A 21,631-nucleotide genomic window follows, 5' to 3' on the forward strand; every position below is an offset into this window, starting at 1 on the left:
AAAAAGTCCGAAGTTCTCGGCGTGTCTTCCGGAGGCGGAGATTCAGGTCGTGACGTCGAGGTAGACCGAGCGACCGGTGGTCCGGGTGGCACGGTCGACGCGGTTCGCGAAGTCGTGCTGACGCCCGATCGTGCCGAGGAGTGCGGTCATCTCGACCCGCACCCGGTGCTGCCGCTCCCGCAGCGCCACCGCCCGGTCCCGCAGGTCGTGGGGGATGGGCCCCTCGAGCTCGGGCTCGTCCCACGGGTCCGACGCCGGCCGGCTCGGGTCCAGGAGGCGACGCTCCGCGAGGATGACCTCCAGCTCGAGGCGGTCGAGCGCGGTCGCCCAGTGCAGGTGGTGGCGGTCCTCGTTCATCGCGGTGCCCATCCCCGGGTGCTCAGGCCGTCTGGGCGAGCAGCGAGCCGGCCGCCTCGCGCCAGGTGTCGCGCAGCGTCTCGACCACGTGCAGGCAGAACTCGGTGACCTTCAGGTCCTTGGCCATGTTGGCCTTGACCAGCTCGTGGTGCAGGTAGTCGTACAGCGAGGCCAGGCCGGGTGCCCCGTCCCACGCGTCCACGTCGAGGCTGGCGTTCAGCTCGAGGACGATCTCCTGCGCGTGCAGCAGCGGCTCGTGGGCCTGGCTGGGCTCGCCCCGACGCAGCGCGTCGGTGGCCCGCTGGACGTCGAGGACCAGGCGCTCGTACAGCATGACGAGCAGCTGTGACGGCGTCGCGGTCGAGACGGAGGCGGCGAGGTAGGTGTCACGCGGGTTGAGGATCGTCATCGGTTTTCCTTCCGTGGTCACGATGAGGGGTGGTCGAGCGGGGGAGGAGCTGGGATCAGGAGTACGTCGGCAGGCTGGAGATCTGGCTGGAGAGCCACGTGCTCTGGCTCTGCAGGGTGGAGAGGGCGGTCTCGAGCGCGGTGTACTGCCGCTCGAGGCTGGTGCGTCGGAGCTCGAGGCGGGTGTCCCAGTCCTCGATGCTCTTCTGCAGTCGGGTCACCGTCGTGGTGTGCCCGTTGATCGCGTTGGCGAACGTGCCGTCGAGGCTGTCGCTGGCACCCTTCGTGACCGAGGAGACGCGCGCGACCCAGCCGTCCTGTGCCGGGGTCGCGCCCGAGGTGAACTTCGCCGCCGTGCCGGCCGGGTCGGCGTCGTACGCCTTCTGGAACGCCGTGGCGTCGAAGACCAGCTTGCCGTAGCGGTCGGTCTGGACGCCGTACGACGCCATGGAGGTCGTGCTGTCCCCGAAGACCGTGTTGAGGAGCTGGTCCCGCAGGGCCCGGGCCGTCGGGTCGCCGACGAGGACGCCGGCGGCGGCGGTGTCGGTCTTGACGGCCGTCTGGGTGTCGATCTTGGTGAGCAGCGCGTTGATTTGGTCGACGAAGGAGCCGACCGACGCCGCGATGCCCGAGCTGTTCTGCTTGACGGTGATCGTCGAGGTGGTGCCGATCGCCGTCGTCGGGTCGAGCGTGACGCTGGTCCCCGGGACGATGTCGGTGAAGGTGTTGGTCGCGGACGTCGCCGTGATGCCGAGGCCCATGCTGATCTGGGCGTCGGTCCCGGTCCGGACCGCTGCGCCCCCGAGGAGGGCGGACCCGTCGTCCTTGGTGAGCGTGAAGGCCGAGGCGGCGCCCGTCTTGGTCGACTCGGCGATCAGCCGGTAGCTGCCGTCGGAGACCTTCACGGCCGTCGCCTTCACCCCGGTGTCGGCGGTGGAGCCGTTGATGGCGGTGACCATCTCCTGCAGCGTGCCGCCGCCGACCGAGATGCTGTGCGCGACCCCGTCGCTGCCGGTGATCTTGATCTGCGACCCGGCGACGACATCGGTGAGCGCCGCGCCCGTGCTGAAGCCCAGCTGGTGGGTGGTGGCGAGGCGGTCGACCGTCAGCGAGAACGACGCCGGACTGGCCTTGTCGGTGACGGCGACCGAGACACCGGTCCCGGTCGACGTGCCCTGGAGGGTCTGCCAGGTCGAGGTCTTGGCCAGGGTCGCGGCCTTGCTGGCGAGCAGCGCGGTGTCCGTGTTGAGCGAGCGGAGAGCCGAGAGGACGGTGTTCTCTTTGTCCTGGGAGGTCTTGAGCTTGTCCTGCGGCACCGTCTCCAGTTGCATGAGCTGGTCGATGATGCTGGCGGTGTCGAGACCGCTGGCGAGACCGCTGATGCTGCTGGTTGCGCTGGCCACGGGGCTGCTCCTCCTGCTCGGGCGGGGGTGAGGGGCCCGGAGGCCCGAACGGTCCCCGGGGGAGGGTTGCTCCCCCGGGGACCGAGGTTCGGCGGCGCGTCAGCCTCCGGCCGACGCGCCGGCGAGATCAGCGCAGCAGGGAGAGGACGCCCTGCGGGGCCTGGTTGGCCTGGGACAGCATCGCCGTGCCCGCCTGCGAGAGGATCTGCGAGCGGGTGAAGCTCATCATCTCGGAGGCCATGTCGGTGTCGCGGATGCGGCTCTCGGAGGCCGAGAGGTTCTCCTGGGTGACCGACAGGTTGTTGATGGTGTGCTCGAAGCGGTTCTGGAGAGCACCCAGGTTTGCACGCGAGGTCGAGACCGCCTTGATGGCGCCGTCGATCGCGGTGATCGCCGAGGTGGCACCGCTCTTGGTGGACAGGTCGACCGTGTTGACGCCGAGGTCGGTGGAGCTGAACCCACCGGTGCCGGTGGCGTTGGCCGTGTCGGTCTTCGTGCCGGCGAGACCACCGGTGACGGTGATCGCGGTGGCCGAGAGGGCCGCGTTCTTCGACTTGATCTCCAGGCCACCGGTCGAGGTGACCGTGGCGGTGAAGGCCGTGGCGAACGCCTTGTCGTTGTTGAGCTGACCCGCGATGTTGGTCGAGTCGGTGCTCGCGGTGAGCGCGGCCGTGGTGACGGACACGCCACCGGCGGCGAACGTGGCGGTCGCGGCCGTGGTGCTGGCCGCGCCGTTGGCGTACGTCGCCTTGACGCCCTGGGCGGCCGTGGAGACCACGTCCACCTGGATGGTGTCGCCCGACGCGTAGCCGACCTGGAAGTCCTTGCCCTTGAACGAGCCGTCGAGCAGGTTGATGTTGTTGAAGGTGGTCTTGCTGGCGATCCGGTCGAGCTCCTTGTTGAGCGCGGCGGACTCGGACTGGATCGCGTCACGCGAGGTCTGGTCGTTGGAGTCGTTGCCCGACTGCACGGCCAGGTCACGCATGCGCTGCAGGATGGAGTGGGTCTCCGTCAGCGCGCCTTCAGCGGTCTGCACGACGCTGACGCCGTCCTGGGCGTTGCGCGTGGCGACCTTGATACCGCCGACCTGCGAGCGCAGGCCCTCGGAGATGGCCAGACCGGCGGCGTCGTCCGCGGCCCGGTTGATGCGGTAGCCGCTGGACAGCTTCTCGAGCGACTTGGACATCTGGCCCTGGGTGACCGACAGGTTGCGGTAGGAGTTGAGGGCGTCGATGTTCTGGTTGATACGGAGACTCATGATGGTTCCTTCCTGGATTCGAGTCGATGGAGCCCGTCCGTGGGCTCCTGCGACGAGTAGATCGGCGGGGGCCGGAGACGCCTGAGGGGATCGGCGCAGAATTTTTCGAGATTCTGCGGCGACCCCCTCAGGTGGTGACCGGTGCCCTGCGGGCGCGGGTGTCAGGCGCTGGCGTTCACCCGGGCGTGATCGCCGGCGTACCCGCGCAGACCCACGGCGTGGCGGGCGGCGACGGCTGCGAAGTAGGCCTCGCGCCGGCGGGCCGCGGCGCCGCCAGGGCGCGGGGCCTCGGGGACCAGGTCCGGCTCGAGCGCGTTGTTGAGGGCGTCACGCAGGAGCACGAGCGCCTCGGCGCGCAGCTGCGAGACGCGGGACTCGGTGACGCCGAGGGTGGCGGCGATCTCCGCCATCGGCCGCTCGGCGAGGAAGTACTGCTCGACGACGTGACGCAGGCGCTCGGGCAGCTCGGCGATCGCCTCGGTCATGTAGGTCAGCTTCTCGCGCTGCTCGAGGATCGCCTCGGGCGTCGGGGAGCTGCTGACGAGGCTCTCGCCGAGGGAGTCGTCCTCGGAGGCGTGCAGGGAGAGGACCTGCGCGCGGGCCACGTCCTCCTCGTTGGCGGCGATCTCGTCGGTGCTCATCCCGGACGCGTGCGCGACCTCGGACGTCGTGGCCGTCCGGCCGAGGACGGTCGCCAGCTGCGAGCGGGTGGCGTCGAGCTCGCGGGCCCGACGTCGTACGGAGCGGGAGGCCCAGTCGATGCTCCGGAGCTCGTCGAGGATCGCTCCCCGGATCCGGGTGCTGGCGTACCGGTTGAACGGCACCCCGCGCTCGGCGTCGTACGAACGGGCGGCCTGCACGAGCGCGGCGAGGCCTGCGGAGCTGAGGTCGTCGCGGTCGACATGGGACGGCACCCGAGCCATCGTCTCGCGAACGATGTGGCCGACCAGGGGCACGTGGAGGACGATCAGGTCCTCGGTGCTCTGCGGCACGTCGTTGTCATGGGTCACATTGCATATTGTGCATTTCATGAACGGGCGTGTCCGCATATCTGGCAGAGATCTTGAACCTTTTACCGCTGCGACACGGTGACCCTGGTCACATCGAGGTTTAGAACCAGAAATCGCACGCTCGGGCGAAACTTTCTCGGCCCTTTCTCTCAGGACGGCTCAGGGGTCCGCCGATGGACCCCCTGTCACCGCCGCCGACCCGCGCGGCTGGTCTGGACCATCGACATCCCTGGGAGAGACGTGGAGAAGCTGACCTGGGTCCTGTGGAGGGAGCGCGAGCTCCTCGAGGCCCTGCTCTACCGCCTCGAGGTGGAAGCAGTGGTCATGTCGACCGGCCGGACGCGCTGGCTCGCCCACGCCGCGAACGACGTCGACGCCGCGTCCGCCGCGCTCCGCGACCTCGAGATCGCGCGCGCCGTCGCCGCCGACGAGGCCGCCGAGTCCGCCGGCCTGCCGCCGAACGCCAGCCTGAACGACCTGATCGCGGCGTCCGCCGAGCCCTGGAGCGGCATCCTCACCGAGCACCGGGACACCTTCCTGGCGCTGACGGAGGAGATCGCCCGGGTGGCGCAGACCAACCGCGCCCTGATCGTCGCCGGCCTGCGGGCCACCCAGGACACCCTGCTCGGGATCGACCAGGGCTCGGCGACGTACACGTCCGCGGGCTCGGTGGCCCGTGGCGACGCGCGCAGCGCGGTGCTCGACCGGAGCCTGTGAGATGGGAGGCGCCTTCTCCTCGATCAACACGGCGCTGTCGGCCCTGCGCTACCAGCAGGCCGCGCTCGACATCGCGAGCACCAACATCGCCAACGCCTCGACCGACGGCTACGTACGGCGCCGCGTCGTCGGCCAGACGGTGGGTGCCGCCGCGGCCCCGGCCGTGTGGTCCCGGTCGAACGAGATCGGCAGCGGCGTGCAGTCGGCCGGCGTGGAGCGCCTCGTCGACCCGCTGCTCGACACCCGCGTCCGTCGCGAGCACGCCCGGCAGACCTACCTGGACCTCAAGGCGGCCGCCATGTCCCGGGTGGAGACCGGGATCGCCGAGCCGTCCGAGAACGGTGTCGCCAATGCGGTCGAGGAGTTCAAGAAGAGCCTCGAGGACCTCAACAACGCGCCGAACACCGACGCGGCCCGCAGCCAGGTGCTCTCGAGCGCCGCAAGCCTCGCGGACGCGTTCAACATCCAGAAGCACAACCTCCAGGACGAGCTCGGCGACCAGCGCGCCCGCGTGCTCGCCACCGTCCAGGAGGTCAACGACGTCGCGAAGCAGCTGGCGTCCACCAACCTGACGATCTCCACCTCCAGCGGTGGCGGCAGCGACACCGCGACCCTCATGGACACCCGCGACCAGCTCGCGCTACGGCTCTCGGAGCTGACCGGCGCGACCGCGACCGTGCGCTCGGACGGCGGCATGGACGTGTCCCTCGGCGGCCAGTCCCTGGTGACGGGCAAGGACGCCTCGACGCTGAAGATCGCGACCGGCATCAACCCCGACGGCACCGCCGACGGCAACCCGGTGACCTTCCAGCTCCAGCCGCCGACCGGCACGGCCGTCGCGGTCACGCCGCCGAGCGGCGACCTGGCCGCCAGCGTCGAGCTGATCGACACGGTCCTTCCCGACTACGCGGCGGGGCTCGACGCGCTGGTGACCCAGCTCGCCACCTCGTTCAACACAGCCCACAAGCTCGGGTACGACGCCGCCGGCAACCCCGGCACCGACTTCTTCGCCTACAACGCGGCCGACCCTGCCGGGTCGCTCACGGTGATCGCCACCAAGGACAAGATCGCGGTCTCCGGCCTCGCCGGCGGCAACACGGACACCGGGAACGCCGCGGGTCTCGCCGACTCGATCAAGATCCAGGACGGCTACCAGCGCCTGGTCAACGGCTTCGGCAGCTCCGTCGCCTCCGTGCAGCGGCTGTCGGACAACCAGCGCGCGATGTCGACCCAGGTCGACTCGGCGCGCGAGCAGCTCACCGGTGTGAGCATCGACGAGGAGACGGTGAACATGGTGATGGCGCAGCGCTCCTACGAGGCGGCGGCCCGGGTCATGACCACGGTCGACCAGATCCTCGACACCCTCATCAACCGCACCGGGATGGTGGGTCGCTGATGACGCTGGTCCGGATGACCCAGAACATGCTGAGCCACCAGTCGTTCAGCGGCATGCAGTCCGCCATGGACCGGGTGGCCAAGGCGCAGGAGCAGCTGACCACCGGTCGGCTGATCAACCGCCCCTCGGACGACCCGACCGGTGCGACCACCGCGATGCGGATCCGGTCGTCGCTCTCCAACCAGCAGCAGTTCGTCCGCAACGCGGACGACGCCGTCGGCTGGCTCGACCAGACGGACGGCACGCTCTCGACGATGGGCGACCAGGTCAGCCGTGCGCGCGACATCGCGCTCCAGGGTGCCAACACCGGCGCGATGGGCCCCGAGGCGCGGGCGGCCCTGGCGACCGAGGTCGACCAGATCCGCGCGGGCCTGATCAGCTCCGCGAACGCGCAGTACCTCGACCGCCCGATCTTCGGCGGCGTCACCGCCGGCTCCAAGGCCTACAACCCGGACGGCACCCTCGCCGACCCCACCACGATCGGCGCCGGCGCCGGCGTCGTACGCACCATCGCCGAGGGGGCCCGGGTGCGGATCGACGTCGAGGGCCCCGACGTCTTCGGCACCTCGCCGAACTCCGTCTTCGACCGGCTCGACGCCCTGTCGACCGCGTTGAAGACCAACGACCAGGCCGGCATCTCGGCCGCGGTCGACGGTCTCAAGACCGATGGTGACCGGATCGCGAACGTCCGGTCCGACATCGGTGCCCGCACCGTGCGTGTCGAGAACGCCCGCAGCGTCGCCGACAGCGCCACCCTCACCCTGAAGAACGCCCTGTCGGAGGTCGAGAACGTCGACCTCGCCAAGGCCACCGTCGAGCTCGGTCTCCAGTCCGTCGCCTACCAGGCGGCCCTGGGAGCGACGTCGAAGGTGCTTCAGCCGAGCCTTTTGGACTTCCTGCGATGACGATGACGCCCGCCCTTGGCATGATGGCCGCTCCCGACCGAGCCGACGGAGACACTGAGGGAGAGACTGTGGGAGGCACTGTGGCCGAGCACCACGCCATCGAGATCCCTGTGATCGACATGGTGCGCCCGCTGCCGGGCTTCCCCGACCACCGTCGGTTCGCCCTCGTGCAGCTCGACGGTGCGAGCGACCTGTGCAGCCTCACCTCGCTCGACGAGCCCGGCCTGCGCTTCCTCGTCGTACCGCCCGGTGCGTTCTTCCCCGACTACGCGCCCGAGGTGGGCGACGACGTCGTGGTGGACCTGGGGATCGAGTCGGCGGCCGACGTGCTGGTGCTCCTGGTGCTCAACGCCGGGAGCGGCCTGCACGAGACGACCGCCAACCTCGCCGCCCCGCTGCTGGTCAACCCGATCACCCGACGCGCCGGCCAGGTGGTGCTCGACGAGCCCGGTCTGCCGGTCGCCGCGCCCCTCCTCGGTGGTTCCTGAGACGGTCTGCTGGCCGACCTCGGCTACGGTGGACACATGCTGGTTCTGAGTCGCCGGGCGGGCGAGTCCATCGTCCTGGGCGAGGACATCACGGTCACGGTCCTGGAGGTCCGTGGCGACGTGGTCCGGATCGGCATCGACGCGCCCCGATCTCTCAAGGTGCACCGCGCCGAGCTGCTCGCCCAGCTCGAGGAGAGCAACCGCAACGCGGCCTCGCCGAGCGACGACCTCGTCGCCCAGCTCTCCCAGGCGCTCGGCCGCGACCGCGACTGACCTCCTGACCTCACCGCCGGGCCGTCGGGGTAGTCCCTGACGGAACGGTCCGCCGGGGGCACGCACGAGGACCGAATCGTCAGGGACTACCCCTCCGCTGTGGCCCGCCCCACGCTCCATTTTGGTTGCCGGTGGCAACGACCCGGGAATATAGTTGCCGTTGGCAACCTTCTATCGATCGTGAATCGAGCTTCCGTGTCCCAGGCGTCACCCGCCCCCGCAGCACCCGCGTCCGCGACCCCCGCCTCGGCGGCGGAGTCCGGTCAGATGACGCACCGTCAGATCCTCGAGGCCCTCAGCGGCCTGCTGCTGGCGATGTTCGTGGCGATGCTCTCCAGCACCGTCGTCACCAACGCCCTCCCGCGCATCGTCAGCGACCTGCACGGCAGCCAGACGGGCTACACCTGGGTGGTGGTCGCGACGATGCTCGCGATGACCGCCACCACCCCGATCTGGGGCAAGCTCTCCGACCTCTTCAGCAAGAAGCTGCTGGTCCAGCTGGCCCTCGTGATCTACACGATCGGCTCGCTGATCGCGGCACTCGCCCCCTCGATGGAGGTGCTGATCGGCGCCCGCGTGGTCCAGGGTCTCGGCGTCGGCGGACTGACGGCGCTGGTGCAGGTCGTGATCGCCACGATGGTGACCCCGCGCGAGCGCGGCCGCTACTCCGGCTACATGGGCGCCGTCTTCGCGCTCGCCACGGTCAGCGGCCCCCTCATCGGTGGCGTGATCGTGGACTCCGCGCTCGGCTGGCGCGGCTGCTTCTTCGTCGGCCTGCCGTTCGCCGTGATCGCGTTCTTCCTGCTCCAGAAGACCCTGCACCTGCCGGTCGTCAAGCGTCCGGTCCAGATCGACTACCTCGGGGCCACCCTGATCGTCGCCGGCGTCTCGATCCTGCTGATCTGGGTCAGCCTGGCCGGCAACCAGTTCGCCTGGGCCTCCGCCACCTCCGTCCTGCTCGTGGTGGCCGGCCTCGCGGTCATCGCCACCGCGGTGTACGTCGAGGCGCGGGTCGCGGCCGAGCCGGTGATCCCGCTGCGCCTCTTCAAGGACCGCACGATCGCTCTCGCGACCACCGCCTCGGTGGCCATCGGCGTCGCGATGTTCGGCTCGACCGTCTACCTGAGCCAGTACTTCCAGACCGCCCGCGGGATGAGCCCGACCGAGGCCGGCCTGATGTCGATCGCGATGGTCGGCGGCCTGTCGATCTCGAGCGTCGTGTCCGGACGGATCATCAGTGACACCGGCCGCTGGAAGCGCTGGCTGGTCGGTGGCATGGTCCTGGTCGTCATCGGCGTCGCCCTGCTGAGCACCGTGGACGAGACGACCAGCCTGGTCGCGATCGGCACCTTCATGGCGATCCTCGGCATCGGCCTCGGCGCCACGATGCAGAACCTCGTGCTTTCGGTGCAGAACAACGTCAAGATGTCCGACATGGGTTCGGCCAGCGCGGTCGTCGCGTTCTTCCGCTCGATGGGCGGGTCGATCGGCGTGTCCGTCCTCGGCGCGATCCTGACCCACCAGGTCGCGAGCAACCTCGCGACCGAGACCGGCGGCGCCTCGACCCACCAGAGCCACGACGTGCCCGACCTGAGCACGCTCTCGGGCCAGGCGCTGATGTTCGTGGAGCACGCCTTCGGTGAGGCCTTCGGTCACATCTTCCTGGTGGCGACGCCGTTCGCCCTGATCGCCCTGATCTGCGTGCTCTTCATCAAGGAGGTCCCGCTGCGCACCTCCAACCTGGACGCCGAGGTCGCCGCGTCGCCGCTGGTCGCCGCCGAGCTGCACCACGCGGTCGAGCAGGAGATCGAGAAGGAGACGGTGCGGTGACCACCGGCCAGGTCGCGCCGGAGACGGTTCGCGCCGACCTGCTCGGCGGGCTCGAGCAGGAGGTCGGCGTGATGATCCGCCGGATCCGGCGGGTCATCGGGGAGCGGGCCCGCTCGGTCCACCCGGAGCTCCAGTCCTCGTCGTACCTGATGCTCACCTGGCTCAACCAGCACGGCGCGCAGCGCGCGTCCGCGATGGCGGAGTCGTTCGGCATCGACAAGGGCGCGATCAGCCGCCAGGTCCAGCACCTGCTGGACCTGGGCCTGGTCGACCGCAGTCCGGACCCCGCGGACGGCCGCGCGACGCTGGTCTCGGTGACCGCCGACGCCGCCGTCCGGATCGCCGAGGTCAACGAGGACCGACGCCGCTGGCTCGACGACCGGCTCGGCGACTGGCCCGAGCAGGACCTGTCGGAGTTCGTCCGGATGCTCGCCAGCTACAACGCCGCGCTGGACGCCTGAGTCAACCGAGCCAGACCGCGGTGTTCCCGGGCAGCTTGCCGTCGAGGGGGCCACTGGACAGCAGCACGTCACCGGCGGGCAGCGCCACCGGGTCGGTCCCGCAGTTGAGGACCACCGTGACCGGTCCGCGCCGGAACGCGAGCACGTCGGCGCCGAGGTCGAGCATCTCGACGTCGTCGCCCGCCGTCGTCGCGAACGTACGGCGCGCCTCGAGCGCGGTCCGGTAGAACGCGAGCGTCGAGTCGGCGTCGGCCTCCTCGGCCTCGACCGTCAGGGTGGCCCAGTCGTCGGGCTGCGGGATCCACGGCTGGCCGCTCCCCGGACCGAAGCCGTACGGCGCGGCCGTGCCGCTCCACGGGATCGGCACCCGGCAGCCGTCGCGGCCGCCCTCGCCGGTGCGGAGGAAGAACGGGTCGGTGCGGAACTCGTCGGCGACGTCGACCTCGGGCAGCCCGAGCTCCTCGCCCTGGTAGAGGTACGCCGAGCCGGGCAGGGCGAGCATGGTCATGGTGGCCGCCTTGGCGCGGGCCAGGCCGACCTCGCCGTCGCCGTACCGGGTCACGTGGCGCACGACGTCGTGGTTGCTCAGCACCCAGGTGGGGGAGCCGGCGACCGGGCGGATGGCGTCGAGCGTGTCGGTGATGACGTCGCTGAACGCGGCCGCCGACCACGGCGCCAGCAGCCAGGCGAAGTTGAAGGCCTGGCTGAACTCGTCGGGGCGGATGTAGCGCGCCATCGACTCCGGCGTCTGGGTCCACGCCTCGGCGACGAACATCCGGTCGCCGTCGTACTCCGCGAGCACCTGGTGCCAGCGGCGGTAGACGTCGTGCACCTCGGGCTGGTCCCACATCGGCTCGTCGCGCAGGGCGCGGTCGACCATCGGGACGTCCGCGGTGGGCTCGGTCGAGTCCGGGTTGGTGTGGTCGCGCAGGCCCTCCTCCTTGAAGAGGCCGTGGGCGACGTCGACCCGGAAGCCGTCGGCGCCGCGGTCGAGCCAGAAGCGCAGCACGTCGACGAACATGTCGCCGACCTCGGGGTTGCGCCAGTCGAAGTCGGGCTGGCTGGAGTCGAACAGGTGGAGGTACCACTGCCCGTCGGGCACCTGGGTCCACGCGAGGCCGCCGAAGACCGAGTTCCAGTTGTTGGGCGGGGTGCCCTCGGGGGCGCCCTCGGGGGAGTCGCGGAAGATGTAGCGCGCCCGCTCCGGGCTGCCCGGCCCGGCGGCCAGTGCCGCCTGGAACCAGACGTGCTCCGTCGAGCTGTGGTTGGGCACCAGGTCGACGATCACCTTGAGGCCGAGCGCGTGCGCCTTGGAGATCATCGCGTCGGCGTCGCCGAGGGTGCCGAAGAGCGGGTCCACGTCGCGGTAGTCGGCCACGTCGTAGCCGTGGTCGTGCTGCGGGGACGTGTAGAAGGGCGAGAGCCAGATCGCGTCCACGCCGAGGTCGCGCAGGTAGGGCAGCCGCGTGGTGATGCCGAGCATGTCGCCGACCCCGTCACCGTTCGCGTCGGCGAAGCTGCGCGGGTAGATCTGGTAGGTCACCGCGTGACGCCACCACTCCTGGCCGGTCGTTTGATCGTTCAAAGCCATGCTGTCCATCCTAGGGAGCGTGTCGGGGTCAGGCGAAAGCGGCGGGGTCGACCGCGATCCAGAGGTGCTCCGCGCGCCCGAGCAGGCGGCCGCTCCCGTCGTAGAGGGCTGCGGCGGTGAAGGTCTTGCGGCCCTCGGTACGCCGGCCGAGGCCGACGACCACGTGCTCCTCTCCGACCTGGGGGAGTACGTCGATCCGCGCGGTCATCCGGGCGAGCACCATCAGCCGCTCGGCGAGGTCGCCGGCCCAGCCGCCGACGCAGTCGAGCGCCGCCCAGGTCACCGCGGCCAGGTCGCCCGCGACCGAGTCGTCGGGCGTCCAGGTGGCGGCCACCCGGGCCTGCCCGTCCTGGTCGGCGACCCGGCCCGGGAAGATCCGCAGCCCGTCGTCGCGGGCGGTGCCGCAGGAGAAGCAGGTCGGGAACGGGTGCGACCCGAGCCCGGCGTACGACGCCTCCGCGGTGCGCGCCTCCTCGACCGGGACGGGGTCGACCGCCGCATCCTCGAGGTCGGCGACCTCGGCCCTCGCCACGGGAGCGCCGCCGGCGCTCGCGACACTGACGCCGTCGACCACCTCGACCGGCATCGCGGTGTCGAGCGGCGGCGGGGAAAGCAGCGAGACCGAGACGGCGGGTGCGTCGACCATCGCCGCGAGAGCGCCGGCGGTGTAGCCGCCGTTGCCCGACGAGGGCGGACCGCAGAAGCGGCGGGGCACGAGCAGGTCAGGCACGGCTCCGACCGTACCCGGGCCGCGCCCGCAGCGCCGCCCCCAGGCTCAGCGCGACCATCAGGGCGAGCAACGTGACGTTGTGGCCGTACTTCTCCGCGTCGCTCACCTCCCCGATCGGCGTCGTGAGGAACGCGAAGCACCCGGCGGCGACGACCGCGCCGCCGGCGAGCGCGACCACGTGCGACTGCCGCCAGTCGCCGCGGTGCGACCAGCGCCAGACGACGACCACGGTCCCGAGGGCGAGCAGCGCGACCAGCGCGGTCCCGATCCGGGTCGGCGGGATCGCGACCCACCCGACCATCGCGGCGTACGCCGCGGCACCCACGAGCAGCGGCCGCGGCACGGTCCCGGGGACGATCATCGCGGGCCGGCGGCCGACCACGTGGGCCGCGACGACCAGCCCCACGGCGCCGACCGACGAGCCGACGAGCTGGCCCCAGGTCGCGCTGGCCTCGCCGGTGTCGTAGGCGTCCTTCATGACCAGCGCGCAGGCCGCGGCGTAGAGGAACGCGACCACCCAGAGCACGACCGGCCCGAGCCAGCGCTCGTGCCGCCGCCGGGGCGTCAGCGACTCGACGAGGGCGATCGGAGAGCCGATGCTGAGGATCACGTGGCCGCCGACGAAGGACAGGGCGAGGTAGAGGCTGAGTCCGATCGGCGCGAGGTAGGTCGGCACCGACATGTCCTCCCAGTAGGGGATGTCGCGGTAGCCGGTGCTCCACATCGACTGGTCGACGATCGCGGCCTGGACCACGCCGAAGGCCGCGGCCAGCAGCAGGATGCCCGGCCAGCCCAGCCCGCGCCGACGGGCCAGCTCGCGGATCAGCAGCGCCGGTGCGCCGTACAGGGGCGAGAAGACGATGAGGTTGCCGACCAGCGTGCCCGGGTGCCCGGTGCTGTCGTCGTAGCCCCAGAGGTACTCCGCGCACGCCGGGGCCAGGACGAAGAGTCCGAGGGCGGGGAGCCAGGCGGTGCGCACCCCTCGACGCTAGGCAGCGTCGAGAGCGGCCGGAAGCGCCCCAGGTCGACGGTCCGCGCGACCAAAGTCAGCGGATCTCCTCCCAGCGGTCCAGGGCCTCGCGCCGCTCGTCGGCGTGGTCGACGACCGGCGCCGGGTAGTCGACCCGGTCGCGGTCGTCGGGCGACGGGTCGTGAGGGTCGACGACGTCGGCCAGCTCGGGCACCCACCGCCGCACGTACGCGCCGTCCGGGTCCCACTTCCTGCCCTGGCTGGTCGGGTTGAAGACCCGGAAGTACGGCGCCGCGTCGGTGCCGCAGCCGGCCGCCCACTGCCAGCCGTGCTGGTTGGAGGCGAGGTCGCCGTCGACCAGCCAGTGCAGGAAGTGCCGCGCGCCGTGCTGCCACTCGAGGTGCAGGTCCTTGACCAGGAAGCTGGCGACGACCATCCGGACCCGGTTGTGCATCCACCCCGTCGCGCGCAGCTGTCGCATCCCGGCGTCGACGACCGGGAAGCCGGTGCGGCCCTCCTGCCACGCCGCGAGCTGGTCGCCGGGCTCGTCGTAGCGCATCCGCGCGAACTCGGGGCGCAGGTAGTCGCGGGCGGTCTCGGGTCGCGCGGCGAGCACGTCGGCGTAGAACTCCCGCCAGGCCAGCTCCTTGCGGTAGGTCGCCGCGCCGGCGCTCCGCAGCCGTCCGAGGTCCGCGAGCATCGTGCGTGGGTGGATCTCGCCCCACTTCAGGTGCACCGACATCCGCGAGGTGCCCTCGACGGCCGGCCGGTCCCGGTCCTCGTCGTACGACGCGACCCGCTCGAGGAACTCCGCCCACTGCCGTCGCGCCGCCTCCTCGCCCGCGTCGGGCAGGCTCAGGCCGTCGGGCAGGTCCACGTCGGGCACGTCGACCGTGCCGTCGACGTCGAGCCAGTCCACGCCGGTCGGCGCCTCGATCGGCGCGCGCCAGCCGTGCTCCACCCAGGCGCGGTGGAACGGCGTGAAGACCTTGTACGGCGTCCCCTCGCCGGTCGTCACCCGCCCGGGCGCGACGGCGTACGGCGAGCCGGTGCGCACCAGCTCGATCCCGTGGGCCGCGAGGGCCTCCTCGACCTCGGCGTCGCGGCGGGCGCCGTACGGCCCGAAGTCGGCGGCCACGTGCACCCGCTCGGCCCCGACCGCGCGCGCGGCGTGCACCACGCGGCCGACCGGGTCGCCCCGGAGGAGCGCCAGCGGCGCGTCGAGGGCGCGCAGCGAGGCCGCGAGGTGGGCGCAACGGCTCGGTCCGGCCGACTCCCAGAGGGCGGGGTCGAGCACGAAGAGCGGCAGCACGGCGCCGTCCGCGGCGGCCGCGGCCAGGGCTGGATTGTCCGCGAGCCGGAGGTCGCGGCGGAACCACATGACGGAAGCCATCGACGCCAGCCTGCCAGCCCCATGGTCGATGAGACAGAATGGCGGCGTGAGCGACCTGATCGACACCACCGAGATGTACCTCCGGACCATCTATGAGCTGGTCGAGGAGGGAATCGTCCCGCTGCGTGCCCGGATCGCCGAGCGGCTGCACCAGAGCGGGCCGACCGTGTCGCAGACCGTCGCCCGGATGGAGCGTGACGGCCTGCTGACCGTCGAGGGCGACCGCCACCTCGAGCTGACCGACGAGGGCCTGCGGCTGGCCGTCCGGGTGATGCGCAAGCACCGACTGGCCGAGCGGCTGCTGACCGACGTGATCGGGCTCGACTGGGAGCTCGTCCACGAGGAGGCGTGCCGCTGGGAGCACGTGATGTCCGAGACCGTCGAGCGGCGCCTGCTGGAGCTGCTCGACCACCCGACCGAGTCGCCCTACGGCAACCCGATCCCGGGGCTCGACGAGCTCGGCGAGCACGAGGTCGGCGAGGAGTTCATGGACGGCGTCGAGCCGCTGTCGCGCGCCGCCGGCTCGGACGAGGGTCGGGTCCTGGTCCGGCGCATCTCGGAGGAGATGCAGAAGGACGAGATCCTGATGAGCGCGATGCGCCGCGTCGGTGCGCTGCCCGACAAGACGATCACGGTGATCGCGACCGAGGCCGGGGTGCTCGTCGGCTCCGGCGGAGAGACCGCGGAGATCGTTCCCGAGGCCGCGGACCACATCTTCGTCCGCAAGCTCTGACCTCCCGCCCTGGGACGTCTGGGGTGCCTGTGGCGCCTGTGGTTGATGTGCTCGACGGGGTGAGCCATTTCATTCCGACCGGGTTAATTCTGGACGTTTCTTGTCCGTCTCTTGCGTTTGTCGAGCAAGTCGCCGGGTAGTTTTGCCACTCGGCGTGGCACGGACGCGACGTCACCGGGGGCCTGCCATTCTGGGCAGTGGGAAGGTCATGATGGAGATCGTCGAACTCGATGCATCGATCGGCGTACGCGGTGAGCGCACGCTGGTGGTCGGGCATTCCCTGACACGGCTGGAGCGTGGCCTGGAGCCGCGCGAGTCGGTCGTCCTGCACACCACGGACGACGACTACTACGCCGCCCAGGTGCGCGGCATCGAGTTCGAGCTCGACGACACGATCTACACCTTCGCGGTCGGCGGCCGGCTGCCCGAGGACCTCGCCCTCGAGCGGGTCGAGGGACTCGACGCCGACGTCCACGACCTGTCGCTGCACGAGCTCGTCGACCTGCTCGGCGACATGCGCGCCTGCTGACCCTCAGCCCACCAGCTCGCTCAGGAACTCGCTGCACCCGGCGTCGACCCGGTACGTCGCCAGCGGGTCGCCACGCGTCTCGCCCCGGTTGACGATGACGACCGGTGTCCCGGCCTTCGCCGCCCGGCGCACGAACCGCAGCCCGGACATCACCGTCAGGCTGGAGCCGGCGACCAGCAGCGCCCCGTCGCGGGCGGTCAGGTCGTCGACCGCGTCGTAGCACCGCGCCACCCGCGCCGCCGGCACGTTCTCGCCGAAGAAGACGACGTCCGGCTTGAGCACGCCGCCGCAGTCGCACGCGGGTACGACGAAGTCGGTGGTGTCGTCGAGATCGACGTCGCCGTCGGGCTGCGAGGCGACCCCCGCGTGCCGTTCGGCGTAGCCCGGGTTGAGGTCGGCCAGCTGGTGCTGGAGCGCGGCCCGGGCCGACGTCGTCCGGCAGTCGAGGCACACGACGTCCGAGATCCGGCCGTGCAGCGCCACCAGGTGCGGCGTGCCGACCTGCTCGTGCAGGCCGTCGACGTTCTGGGTGATCAGCAGCCCGGGGGCCAGGCGGGCGAGCGCGAGGTGGCCGGCGTTCGGCTCGGCCCTCCGCATCCGTCCCCAGCCGAGGTGGCTGCGCGCCCAGTAGCGCTGGCGGGCGGCCGGCCCGGAGACGAACTCCTGGTAGGTCATCGGCATCCGCACCGGCGCGCTCTGTCCCTCGGGCCGAGGGCCGCGGTAGTCGGGGATGCCGGAGTCGGTCGACAGCCCGGCGCCGGTCAGCACCACCAGCGGTCGGTCCCGCAGGAGGGTGAGCGCTTCGGCGTACGCCGACGGGGGTGCGGTCGTCACCGTGCGTTCGTCACCGGGCGTAGCGGAGCTCGGCCCGGGCCCGCGCCTTGGCGGCCTCGACCTCGCGGTTCTTCGGCGGGGCGGTCGTCACCAGGTCCTCGAGCAGGTGCTCGGTGATGTGGGCGATCTCGCGCACCGCCTGGTCGAAGATCGCCTGGTTGGCCTGGGACGGCTTGGTGGTGCCGCTGACCTTGCGCACGTACTGGAGTGCGGCAGCGGAGACCTCGTCCGAGGTGGCCGGCGGCTCGAAGTTGTTGAGGGGTCGGATGTTGCGGCACATGCCCCGAGCGTACGTCGCAGCGCGACCTGTCAGCATGGAGCGCATGCCCGAACCCCGCGAGCTCGACCTGGTCCTCTTCGGCGCCACCGGCTTCACCGGCGGCCTCACCGCCGACTACCTCGCCCGCCACGCGCCGGACGGCCTGCGCTGGGGGCTGGCCGGTCGCAACCAGGCCAAGCTGGAGGCCGTGCGACGGCGCCTCGCCGAGGTCGACCCGGCCCTGGCGGACCTCCCGTTGCTGCATGCCGACGTGGAGGACGCGAACTCGCTGGCCGACGTCGCCGCGCGGGCCCGGGTCGTCATCACCACCGTCGGGCCCTACCTCGCGTACGGCGAGCCGCTCGTCGCCGCCTGCGCCGCCGCCGGCACCGACTACCTCGACCTCACCGGTGAGCCGGAGTTCGTCGACCGGATGTACCTCGCCCACCACGACACCGCGGTCGCCTCCGGCGCCCGGATCGTGCACGCCGCCGGGTTCGACTCGATCCCGCACGACCTCGGCGTGCTCTACACGCTGCAGCAGTTCCAGCCGCGCGGCCCGGTCGCGGTGCGCGGCGTCGTCCGGGCCGCCGCCATGTTCTCCGGCGGGACGTTCCACTCGGCGATGACCGCCTTCGCCCGAGCCCGCCAGACCAAGGCGGTCACCCAGGAGCGCCGACGCGCGGAGCCGCGGCCCGAGGGTCGCAAGGCCCGCGCCGTCGCGGGCAAGCCGCACAAGGACCCGGTGCTCGGCTACTGGCTGCTCCCGCTCCCGACGATCGACCCGTTCGTCGTCGCCCGCAGCGGCGCCGCGCTCGCGTCGTACGGCCCGGACTTCCGCTACTCCCACTTCGCCGGCACCAAGACGCTGCGGTACGCCGCCGGCGGGGCCGCGGCCGCGACGGCGATGTTCGTCACGGCGCAAGTGCCGCCGCTGCGCCGCCTCGCCCTCGACCGGGTCAAGCAGGGCGACGGGCCGGACGAGTCGCGGCGCGCGAAGTCGTGGTTCACCGTCGACTTCGTCGCCGAGGGCGACGGCCGCAGCCTGCACACCCGGGTCTCCGGCGGCGACCCCGGCTACGACGAGACCGCGAAGATGCTCGCCGAGTCCGCGCTGTGCCTGGCCTTCGACGACAACCCGCAGACCGCCGGGCAGGTCACCACCGCGCAGGCGATGGGCGATGCGCTGCTGGCCCGCCTGCAGGCGGCCGGGATCCGGTTCGAGGTGTGCGCCGAGTAGGGAATGCGCCGACGGAAGGTGTGTGCSCCAGGTAGGAGTCGAACCTACGACCTTTCGCTTCCCGGTGAGCAGAGCGCGGCTGCTCTCATCGGAGGCGGTGCGTGCCGGAAGGGAGAGRTGTGCCCCAGGTAGGAGTCGAACCTACGACCTTTCGCTTAGGAGGCGGCTGCTCTATCCACTGAGCTACTGGGGCATCGTGGTCGAGCGGAGGCCGCCGACCGGGCGCCAAGGATAGCCGCAGCGGATCGGGTGCTCGCCGCCGGTTTGGCCGAAGCGGCAGGTCACAGGGACAATTCAGGTTCGCCCCGTACCCTCGGCGAGGCCGCCGAGCGGCCCCCGAGTCTCCGATCCCGAGGTTTCTATGTCCGACGCTGAACTCGACGGTACCCCGTCCGAGCCCAGCGCAGCGACCCCGAAGGTGGATGTGGCGAGCGGCCCCAAGCGCCGCGGCAAGGTGCGCAAGCGGCACACGGTCGGCAAGGTCATGCTGGCGACGGTGCTCGTCCTCGGGCTCACCACCGGGCTCGGGGTGGTCTTCCTGTACCGCCACCTCAACGGCAACCTCAACGTCGTCGACGTCACCGACCAGCTCACCGACCGGCCGACCAAGGTCGCCGTGGCCGGACCGCAGGAGCCGCTCAACGTCCTGGTCATGGGCTCCGACACCCGCGACGGCGCGGGCAACAACATCGACGGCCTGACCGGCGGCGGTGAGCGCTCGGACACCACGATCCTGCTGCACCTCTCGGCCGACCGGAAGCGCGCCTACGGCATCAGCATCCCGCGCGACCTGCTCGTCGACCGCCCGGACTGCACGTCCAAGAACGGCGACACCATCCCGGGTGCCACCCAGGTGATGTGGAACGAGGCCTTCGCGGTCGGCGGTCCCGCCTGCACGATCCAGCAGTTCGAGCACGTGACTGGCGTCCGCGTCGACCACTACGTGAAGGTCGACTTCGAGGGCTTCCGCGGCATGGTCGACGCCATCGGCGGTGTCACGACCTGCATCCCCGAGAACATCGAGGACCCGGCGCACCACATCAACATCGAGGCCGGCACCCGCAAGCTGAAGGGCTACGAGGCGCTCAACTACGTGCGGGAGCGGTACGTCGTCGGCAACGGCTCGGACGTCGGCCGGATGAAGCGCCAGCAGGCGTTCATCGCGTCGATGGCCCACCAGGTCGTCACCGCCGGCACCCTGGCCCGTCCCGACCGGTTGGTGCGCTTCCTCGACTCCGCGACCAAGTCGCTGACGGTGGACCCGGGCCTGAAGAGCGTGGTCAAGCTGGCGGAGCTCGGCAACGAGTTCAAGGGCATCGGCCTGGACAACATCCAGTTCCTGACCGTCCCGATCATCACCGCGCCGTCCGACCCCAACCGGCTGGCGTTCCAGCAGCCGCAGGCCGACCAGGTCTGGGCCAAGGTCCGCAAGGACCAGCCGCTGACCAAGCGCCTGAGCTCCGACGTCATCAGCGCCGGCAACGTGCCCGGCAACCCGTCGAGCAGCCCGTCCGGCAGCCCGTCGGGCAGTCCGTCCTCGTCCGCGTCGAGCAAGCCCGAGGACGAGGCCAGCCGTCAGGCGCTCGCCGACGCGGGTCTGTGCACGTGAGCGAGTCGGACTGGGAGCGGCGCAAGCGGCTCGCGGAGGTCTTCGGTGACGCGATGCCGGAGACGACCAGTGACGAGCGCGAGCCGGAGTCCCCGGAGACCCGGGAGAGCGGCACCGACGCCTGGTTGCGTGCGCAGGTGCCGCCCCACCACGGTTCCTGAGGAGGTTGCGCCAGCAACCGTCTCGAAGGGCGGGGACTAGAGCGTAGGACGGCCCTGCTGGGCGGCGAGCAGGTCGCGGATCTCCTCGAGGAGCGCGACGTCCGCCGGCACGCCCTTCTCCTCGGCGGGGAAGAACTTCTCCTTGGCCTTGGTGTAGGGCAGCACGATCAGGTAGTAGACGACGGCGGCGATGATCAGGAAGCTCACGACGGCCGTCACCCAGGCGCCGAACGGCAGCCCGCCCGGGTGCCAGGCATTGAAGTCCGGCTGACCGCCGATCTTGCCGATGAGACCCATGATCAGGTCGACGGTTGCCGTGACGACCGCGGCGAACGCGAGCGCCATGATGAACGCGACCGCGAGCTCGACGAGGTTGCCGCGAAGGATGAAGTTCTTGAATCCGGTCATGCCTGACGCTATCCCGAGAACGCGAGGGTGACGAAGGTCCGCACCGAGGCATCGGCGATCCGCGCGACGTCGGCGGGCTCGGCCCCCACGACGACCAGGCGCCCGCTCAGCCCCGCCGCGCCGACCTCGGTGGGGGTGTCGGGCAGGGCGAGGACGGGCACGTCGGCGGCGACGACCTCCGCGGACCGGCCCTGGGGGTCGGCCGAGACCAGGTCGATCCGGTCACCCACGCGCAGCAGCCCGGCCATGCCGGCGTCGGGCAGCCGGACCGGTACGGCAACCAGCCCCGGGTAGCCGTCGGTGAGCGCCGGGCCGACGAGACGTACGTCGGTCAGCGGCTCGCCGGCCCGCATCGGTGCGGCGAGGGTGCGACCGGCCGGGTCGCGCGCCAGCCCGGCGGGCACCGAGCCCGGGGCGAACCCGACCCGGCGTACGTCGTGCGCCCCGACCACCGTCCCGGCGGGCAGGTCGCGGGCCGCCACCAGGACGGCGACGTCCGGGGGCGGTTCGGCGCTGGCCGCGTGGAGGCCGGCCGCGACCGCGACCGCGGTCAGGAGAGCGGCGAGCAACCGACGCCGCGCCAGCACGGCGCGACGGACCGGACGGAGGAGCGAGGCGAGGCGGCGCATGCCCGCGACGCTAGGAGAAGTGGAGCGACCGTGCCCGGC

At 71.4% G+C, this 21,631-nt stretch carries 25 protein-coding genes and 1 tRNA gene; 12 read left to right on the top strand and 14 right to left on the bottom strand.

The window, feature by feature from the left end:
* Window positions 1–42 precede the first annotated feature (42 nt).
* The 5 genes from ASC77_RS25290 to ASC77_RS25310 form a co-directional block, all read right to left on the bottom strand.
* Window positions 43–369: a hypothetical protein gene (locus tag ASC77_RS25290; protein ID WP_056159933.1), complete on the bottom strand. Its 327-nt coding sequence runs from the start codon at window positions 367–369 to the stop codon at window positions 43–45.
* Between the two features lie 10 nt (window positions 370–379).
* Window positions 380–766 (bottom strand): flagellar export chaperone FliS, encoded by a 387-nt coding sequence (gene fliS, locus ASC77_RS25295; protein ID WP_056159936.1) that lies wholly within the window; start codon window positions 764–766, stop codon window positions 380–382.
* A 55-nt stretch (window positions 767–821) separates the two neighbouring features.
* Window positions 822–2,168 carry a flagellar filament capping protein FliD gene (fliD, locus tag ASC77_RS25300; RefSeq protein ID WP_056159940.1) on the bottom strand — a complete coding sequence of 449 codons (1,347 nt, stop codon included), beginning with the start codon at window positions 2,166–2,168 and terminating at the stop codon, window positions 822–824.
* A 127-nt stretch (window positions 2,169–2,295) separates the two neighbouring features.
* The gene (locus ASC77_RS27835; protein ID WP_056159943.1) at window positions 2,296–3,426 is read right to left on the bottom strand and encodes a flagellin; all 1,131 of its coding nucleotides are present in this window, start codon (window positions 3,424–3,426) and stop codon (window positions 2,296–2,298) included.
* A gap of 161 nt (window positions 3,427–3,587) precedes the next feature.
* Window positions 3,588–4,436 carry a sigma-70 family RNA polymerase sigma factor gene (locus ASC77_RS25310; RefSeq protein ID WP_235547978.1) on the bottom strand — a complete coding sequence of 283 codons (849 nt, stop codon included), beginning with the start codon at window positions 4,434–4,436 and terminating at the stop codon, window positions 3,588–3,590.
* Between the two features lie 240 nt (window positions 4,437–4,676).
* On the opposite strand from ASC77_RS25310, the gene ASC77_RS25315 reads away from it, so the two are divergent.
* The 7 genes from ASC77_RS25315 to ASC77_RS25345 all read left to right on the top strand — a co-directional run bounded on the left by ASC77_RS25315 (window position 4,677) and on the right by ASC77_RS25345 (window position 10,506).
* Window positions 4,677–5,153, top strand: a complete 477-nt coding sequence (locus tag ASC77_RS25315) for a flagellar protein FlgN (protein WP_235547980.1) — start codon at window positions 4,677–4,679, stop codon at window positions 5,151–5,153.
* Between the two features lies 1 nt (window position 5,154).
* The gene (flgK, locus tag ASC77_RS25320) at window positions 5,155–6,549 is read left to right on the top strand and encodes a flagellar hook-associated protein FlgK (RefSeq protein WP_056159945.1); all 1,395 of its coding nucleotides are present in this window, start codon (window positions 5,155–5,157) and stop codon (window positions 6,547–6,549) included.
* Window positions 6,549–7,454 (top strand): flagellar hook-associated protein FlgL, encoded by a 906-nt coding sequence (flgL, locus tag ASC77_RS25325; RefSeq protein ID WP_056159948.1) that lies wholly within the window; start codon window positions 6,549–6,551, stop codon window positions 7,452–7,454. The genes flgK and flgL overlap by 1 nt, the downstream gene beginning before the upstream one ends.
* Before the next feature lie 68 nt (window positions 7,455–7,522).
* A complete protein-coding gene (gene fliW / locus ASC77_RS25330; RefSeq protein WP_056159950.1) occupies window positions 7,523–7,942 on the top strand; it encodes a flagellar assembly protein FliW in 420 nt (139 codons plus the stop codon).
* A gap of 36 nt (window positions 7,943–7,978) precedes the next feature.
* On the top strand, window positions 7,979–8,215 hold the full coding sequence (csrA, locus tag ASC77_RS25335) for a carbon storage regulator CsrA (protein WP_056159954.1): 237 nt from the start codon (window positions 7,979–7,981) through the stop codon (window positions 8,213–8,215).
* 267 nt (window positions 8,216–8,482) lie between these two features.
* Window positions 8,483–10,045, top strand: a complete 1,563-nt coding sequence (locus ASC77_RS25340; protein ID WP_056159956.1) for an MDR family MFS transporter — start codon at window positions 8,483–8,485, stop codon at window positions 10,043–10,045.
* Window positions 10,042–10,506: a MarR family winged helix-turn-helix transcriptional regulator gene (locus ASC77_RS25345; protein WP_235547984.1), complete on the top strand. Its 465-nt coding sequence runs from the start codon at window positions 10,042–10,044 to the stop codon at window positions 10,504–10,506. The genes ASC77_RS25340 and ASC77_RS25345 overlap by 4 nt, the downstream gene beginning before the upstream one ends.
* Window position 10,507: 1 nt before the next feature.
* On the opposite strand, the gene ASC77_RS25350 is transcribed toward ASC77_RS25345, so the two are convergent.
* The 4 genes from ASC77_RS25350 to ASC77_RS25365 all read right to left on the bottom strand — a co-directional run bounded on the left by ASC77_RS25350 (window position 10,508) and on the right by ASC77_RS25365 (window position 15,190).
* On the bottom strand, window positions 10,508–12,097 hold the full coding sequence (locus ASC77_RS25350; RefSeq protein ID WP_056159959.1) for a glycoside hydrolase family 13 protein: 1,590 nt from the start codon (window positions 12,095–12,097) through the stop codon (window positions 10,508–10,510).
* Window positions 12,098–12,125: 28 nt separating this feature from the next.
* Entirely contained in the window at window positions 12,126–12,827 is a 702-nt protein-coding gene (locus tag ASC77_RS25355) for a hypothetical protein (protein WP_056159962.1), read from the bottom strand.
* Complete coding sequence (locus ASC77_RS25360) at window positions 12,820–13,806, bottom strand: hypothetical protein (RefSeq protein WP_056159965.1); 987 nt, start codon at window positions 13,804–13,806, stop codon at window positions 12,820–12,822. Before ASC77_RS25360 ends, ASC77_RS25355 begins: the two co-directional genes overlap by 8 nt.
* Window positions 13,807–13,873: 67 nt before the next feature.
* Entirely contained in the window at window positions 13,874–15,190 is a 1,317-nt protein-coding gene (locus tag ASC77_RS25365) for a cryptochrome/photolyase family protein (protein WP_056159968.1), read from the bottom strand.
* 46 nt (window positions 15,191–15,236) lie between these two features.
* Between ASC77_RS25365 and ASC77_RS25370 the strand changes: the two genes are divergently transcribed.
* Together ASC77_RS25370 and ASC77_RS25375 are read left to right on the top strand one after the other, a co-directional pair.
* A complete protein-coding gene (locus ASC77_RS25370) occupies window positions 15,237–15,923 on the top strand; it encodes a metal-dependent transcriptional regulator (protein WP_056159972.1) in 687 nt (228 codons plus the stop codon).
* 211 nt (window positions 15,924–16,134) lie between these two features.
* Entirely contained in the window at window positions 16,135–16,452 is a 318-nt protein-coding gene (locus tag ASC77_RS25375) for a hypothetical protein (RefSeq protein WP_156391288.1), read from the top strand.
* Between the two features lie 3 nt (window positions 16,453–16,455).
* Here ASC77_RS25375 and ASC77_RS25380 read toward each other — a convergent pair whose 3' ends face one another.
* A complete protein-coding gene (locus ASC77_RS25380) occupies window positions 16,456–17,286 on the bottom strand; it encodes a Sir2 family NAD-dependent protein deacetylase (RefSeq protein WP_056159978.1) in 831 nt (276 codons plus the stop codon).
* Window positions 17,287–17,296: 10 nt separating this feature from the next.
* Complete coding sequence (locus ASC77_RS25385; RefSeq protein ID WP_056159980.1) at window positions 17,297–17,566, bottom strand: DUF2277 domain-containing protein; 270 nt, start codon at window positions 17,564–17,566, stop codon at window positions 17,297–17,299.
* Window positions 17,567–17,609: 43 nt separating this feature from the next.
* On the opposite strand from ASC77_RS25385, the gene ASC77_RS25390 reads away from it, so the two are divergent.
* Entirely contained in the window at window positions 17,610–18,785 is a 1,176-nt protein-coding gene (locus ASC77_RS25390; protein WP_056159983.1) for a saccharopine dehydrogenase family protein, read from the top strand.
* Window positions 18,786–18,905: 120 nt separating this feature from the next.
* Here ASC77_RS25390 and ASC77_RS25395 read toward each other — a convergent pair.
* Window positions 18,906–18,978: transfer RNA gene (locus ASC77_RS25395), tRNA-Arg, on the bottom strand.
* Between the two features lie 168 nt (window positions 18,979–19,146).
* Here ASC77_RS25395 and ASC77_RS25400 point away from each other — a divergent pair.
* Window positions 19,147–20,394: an LCP family protein gene (locus ASC77_RS25400; protein ID WP_082575320.1), complete on the top strand. Its 1,248-nt coding sequence runs from the start codon at window positions 19,147–19,149 to the stop codon at window positions 20,392–20,394.
* Entirely contained in the window at window positions 20,391–20,555 is a 165-nt protein-coding gene (locus ASC77_RS27045) for a hypothetical protein (RefSeq protein ID WP_162249859.1), read from the top strand. Before ASC77_RS25400 ends, ASC77_RS27045 begins: the two co-directional genes overlap by 4 nt.
* Before the next feature lie 36 nt (window positions 20,556–20,591).
* On the opposite strand, the gene ASC77_RS25405 is transcribed toward ASC77_RS27045, so the two are convergent.
* Together ASC77_RS25405 and ASC77_RS25410 are read right to left on the bottom strand one after the other, a co-directional pair.
* Window positions 20,592–20,963, bottom strand: coding sequence for an MscL family protein (locus ASC77_RS25405; protein WP_056159986.1), 372 nt, complete (start codon window positions 20,961–20,963; stop codon window positions 20,592–20,594).
* Between the two features lie 8 nt (window positions 20,964–20,971).
* On the bottom strand, window positions 20,972–21,592 hold the full coding sequence (locus tag ASC77_RS25410) for an SAF domain-containing protein (RefSeq protein WP_056159989.1): 621 nt from the start codon (window positions 21,590–21,592) through the stop codon (window positions 20,972–20,974).
* Window positions 21,593–21,631: the final 39 nt, after the last annotated feature.

It is taken from the genome of Nocardioides sp. Root1257, from assembly GCF_001425175.1.
GTDB lineage: Bacteria > Actinomycetota > Actinomycetes > Propionibacteriales > Nocardioidaceae > Nocardioides.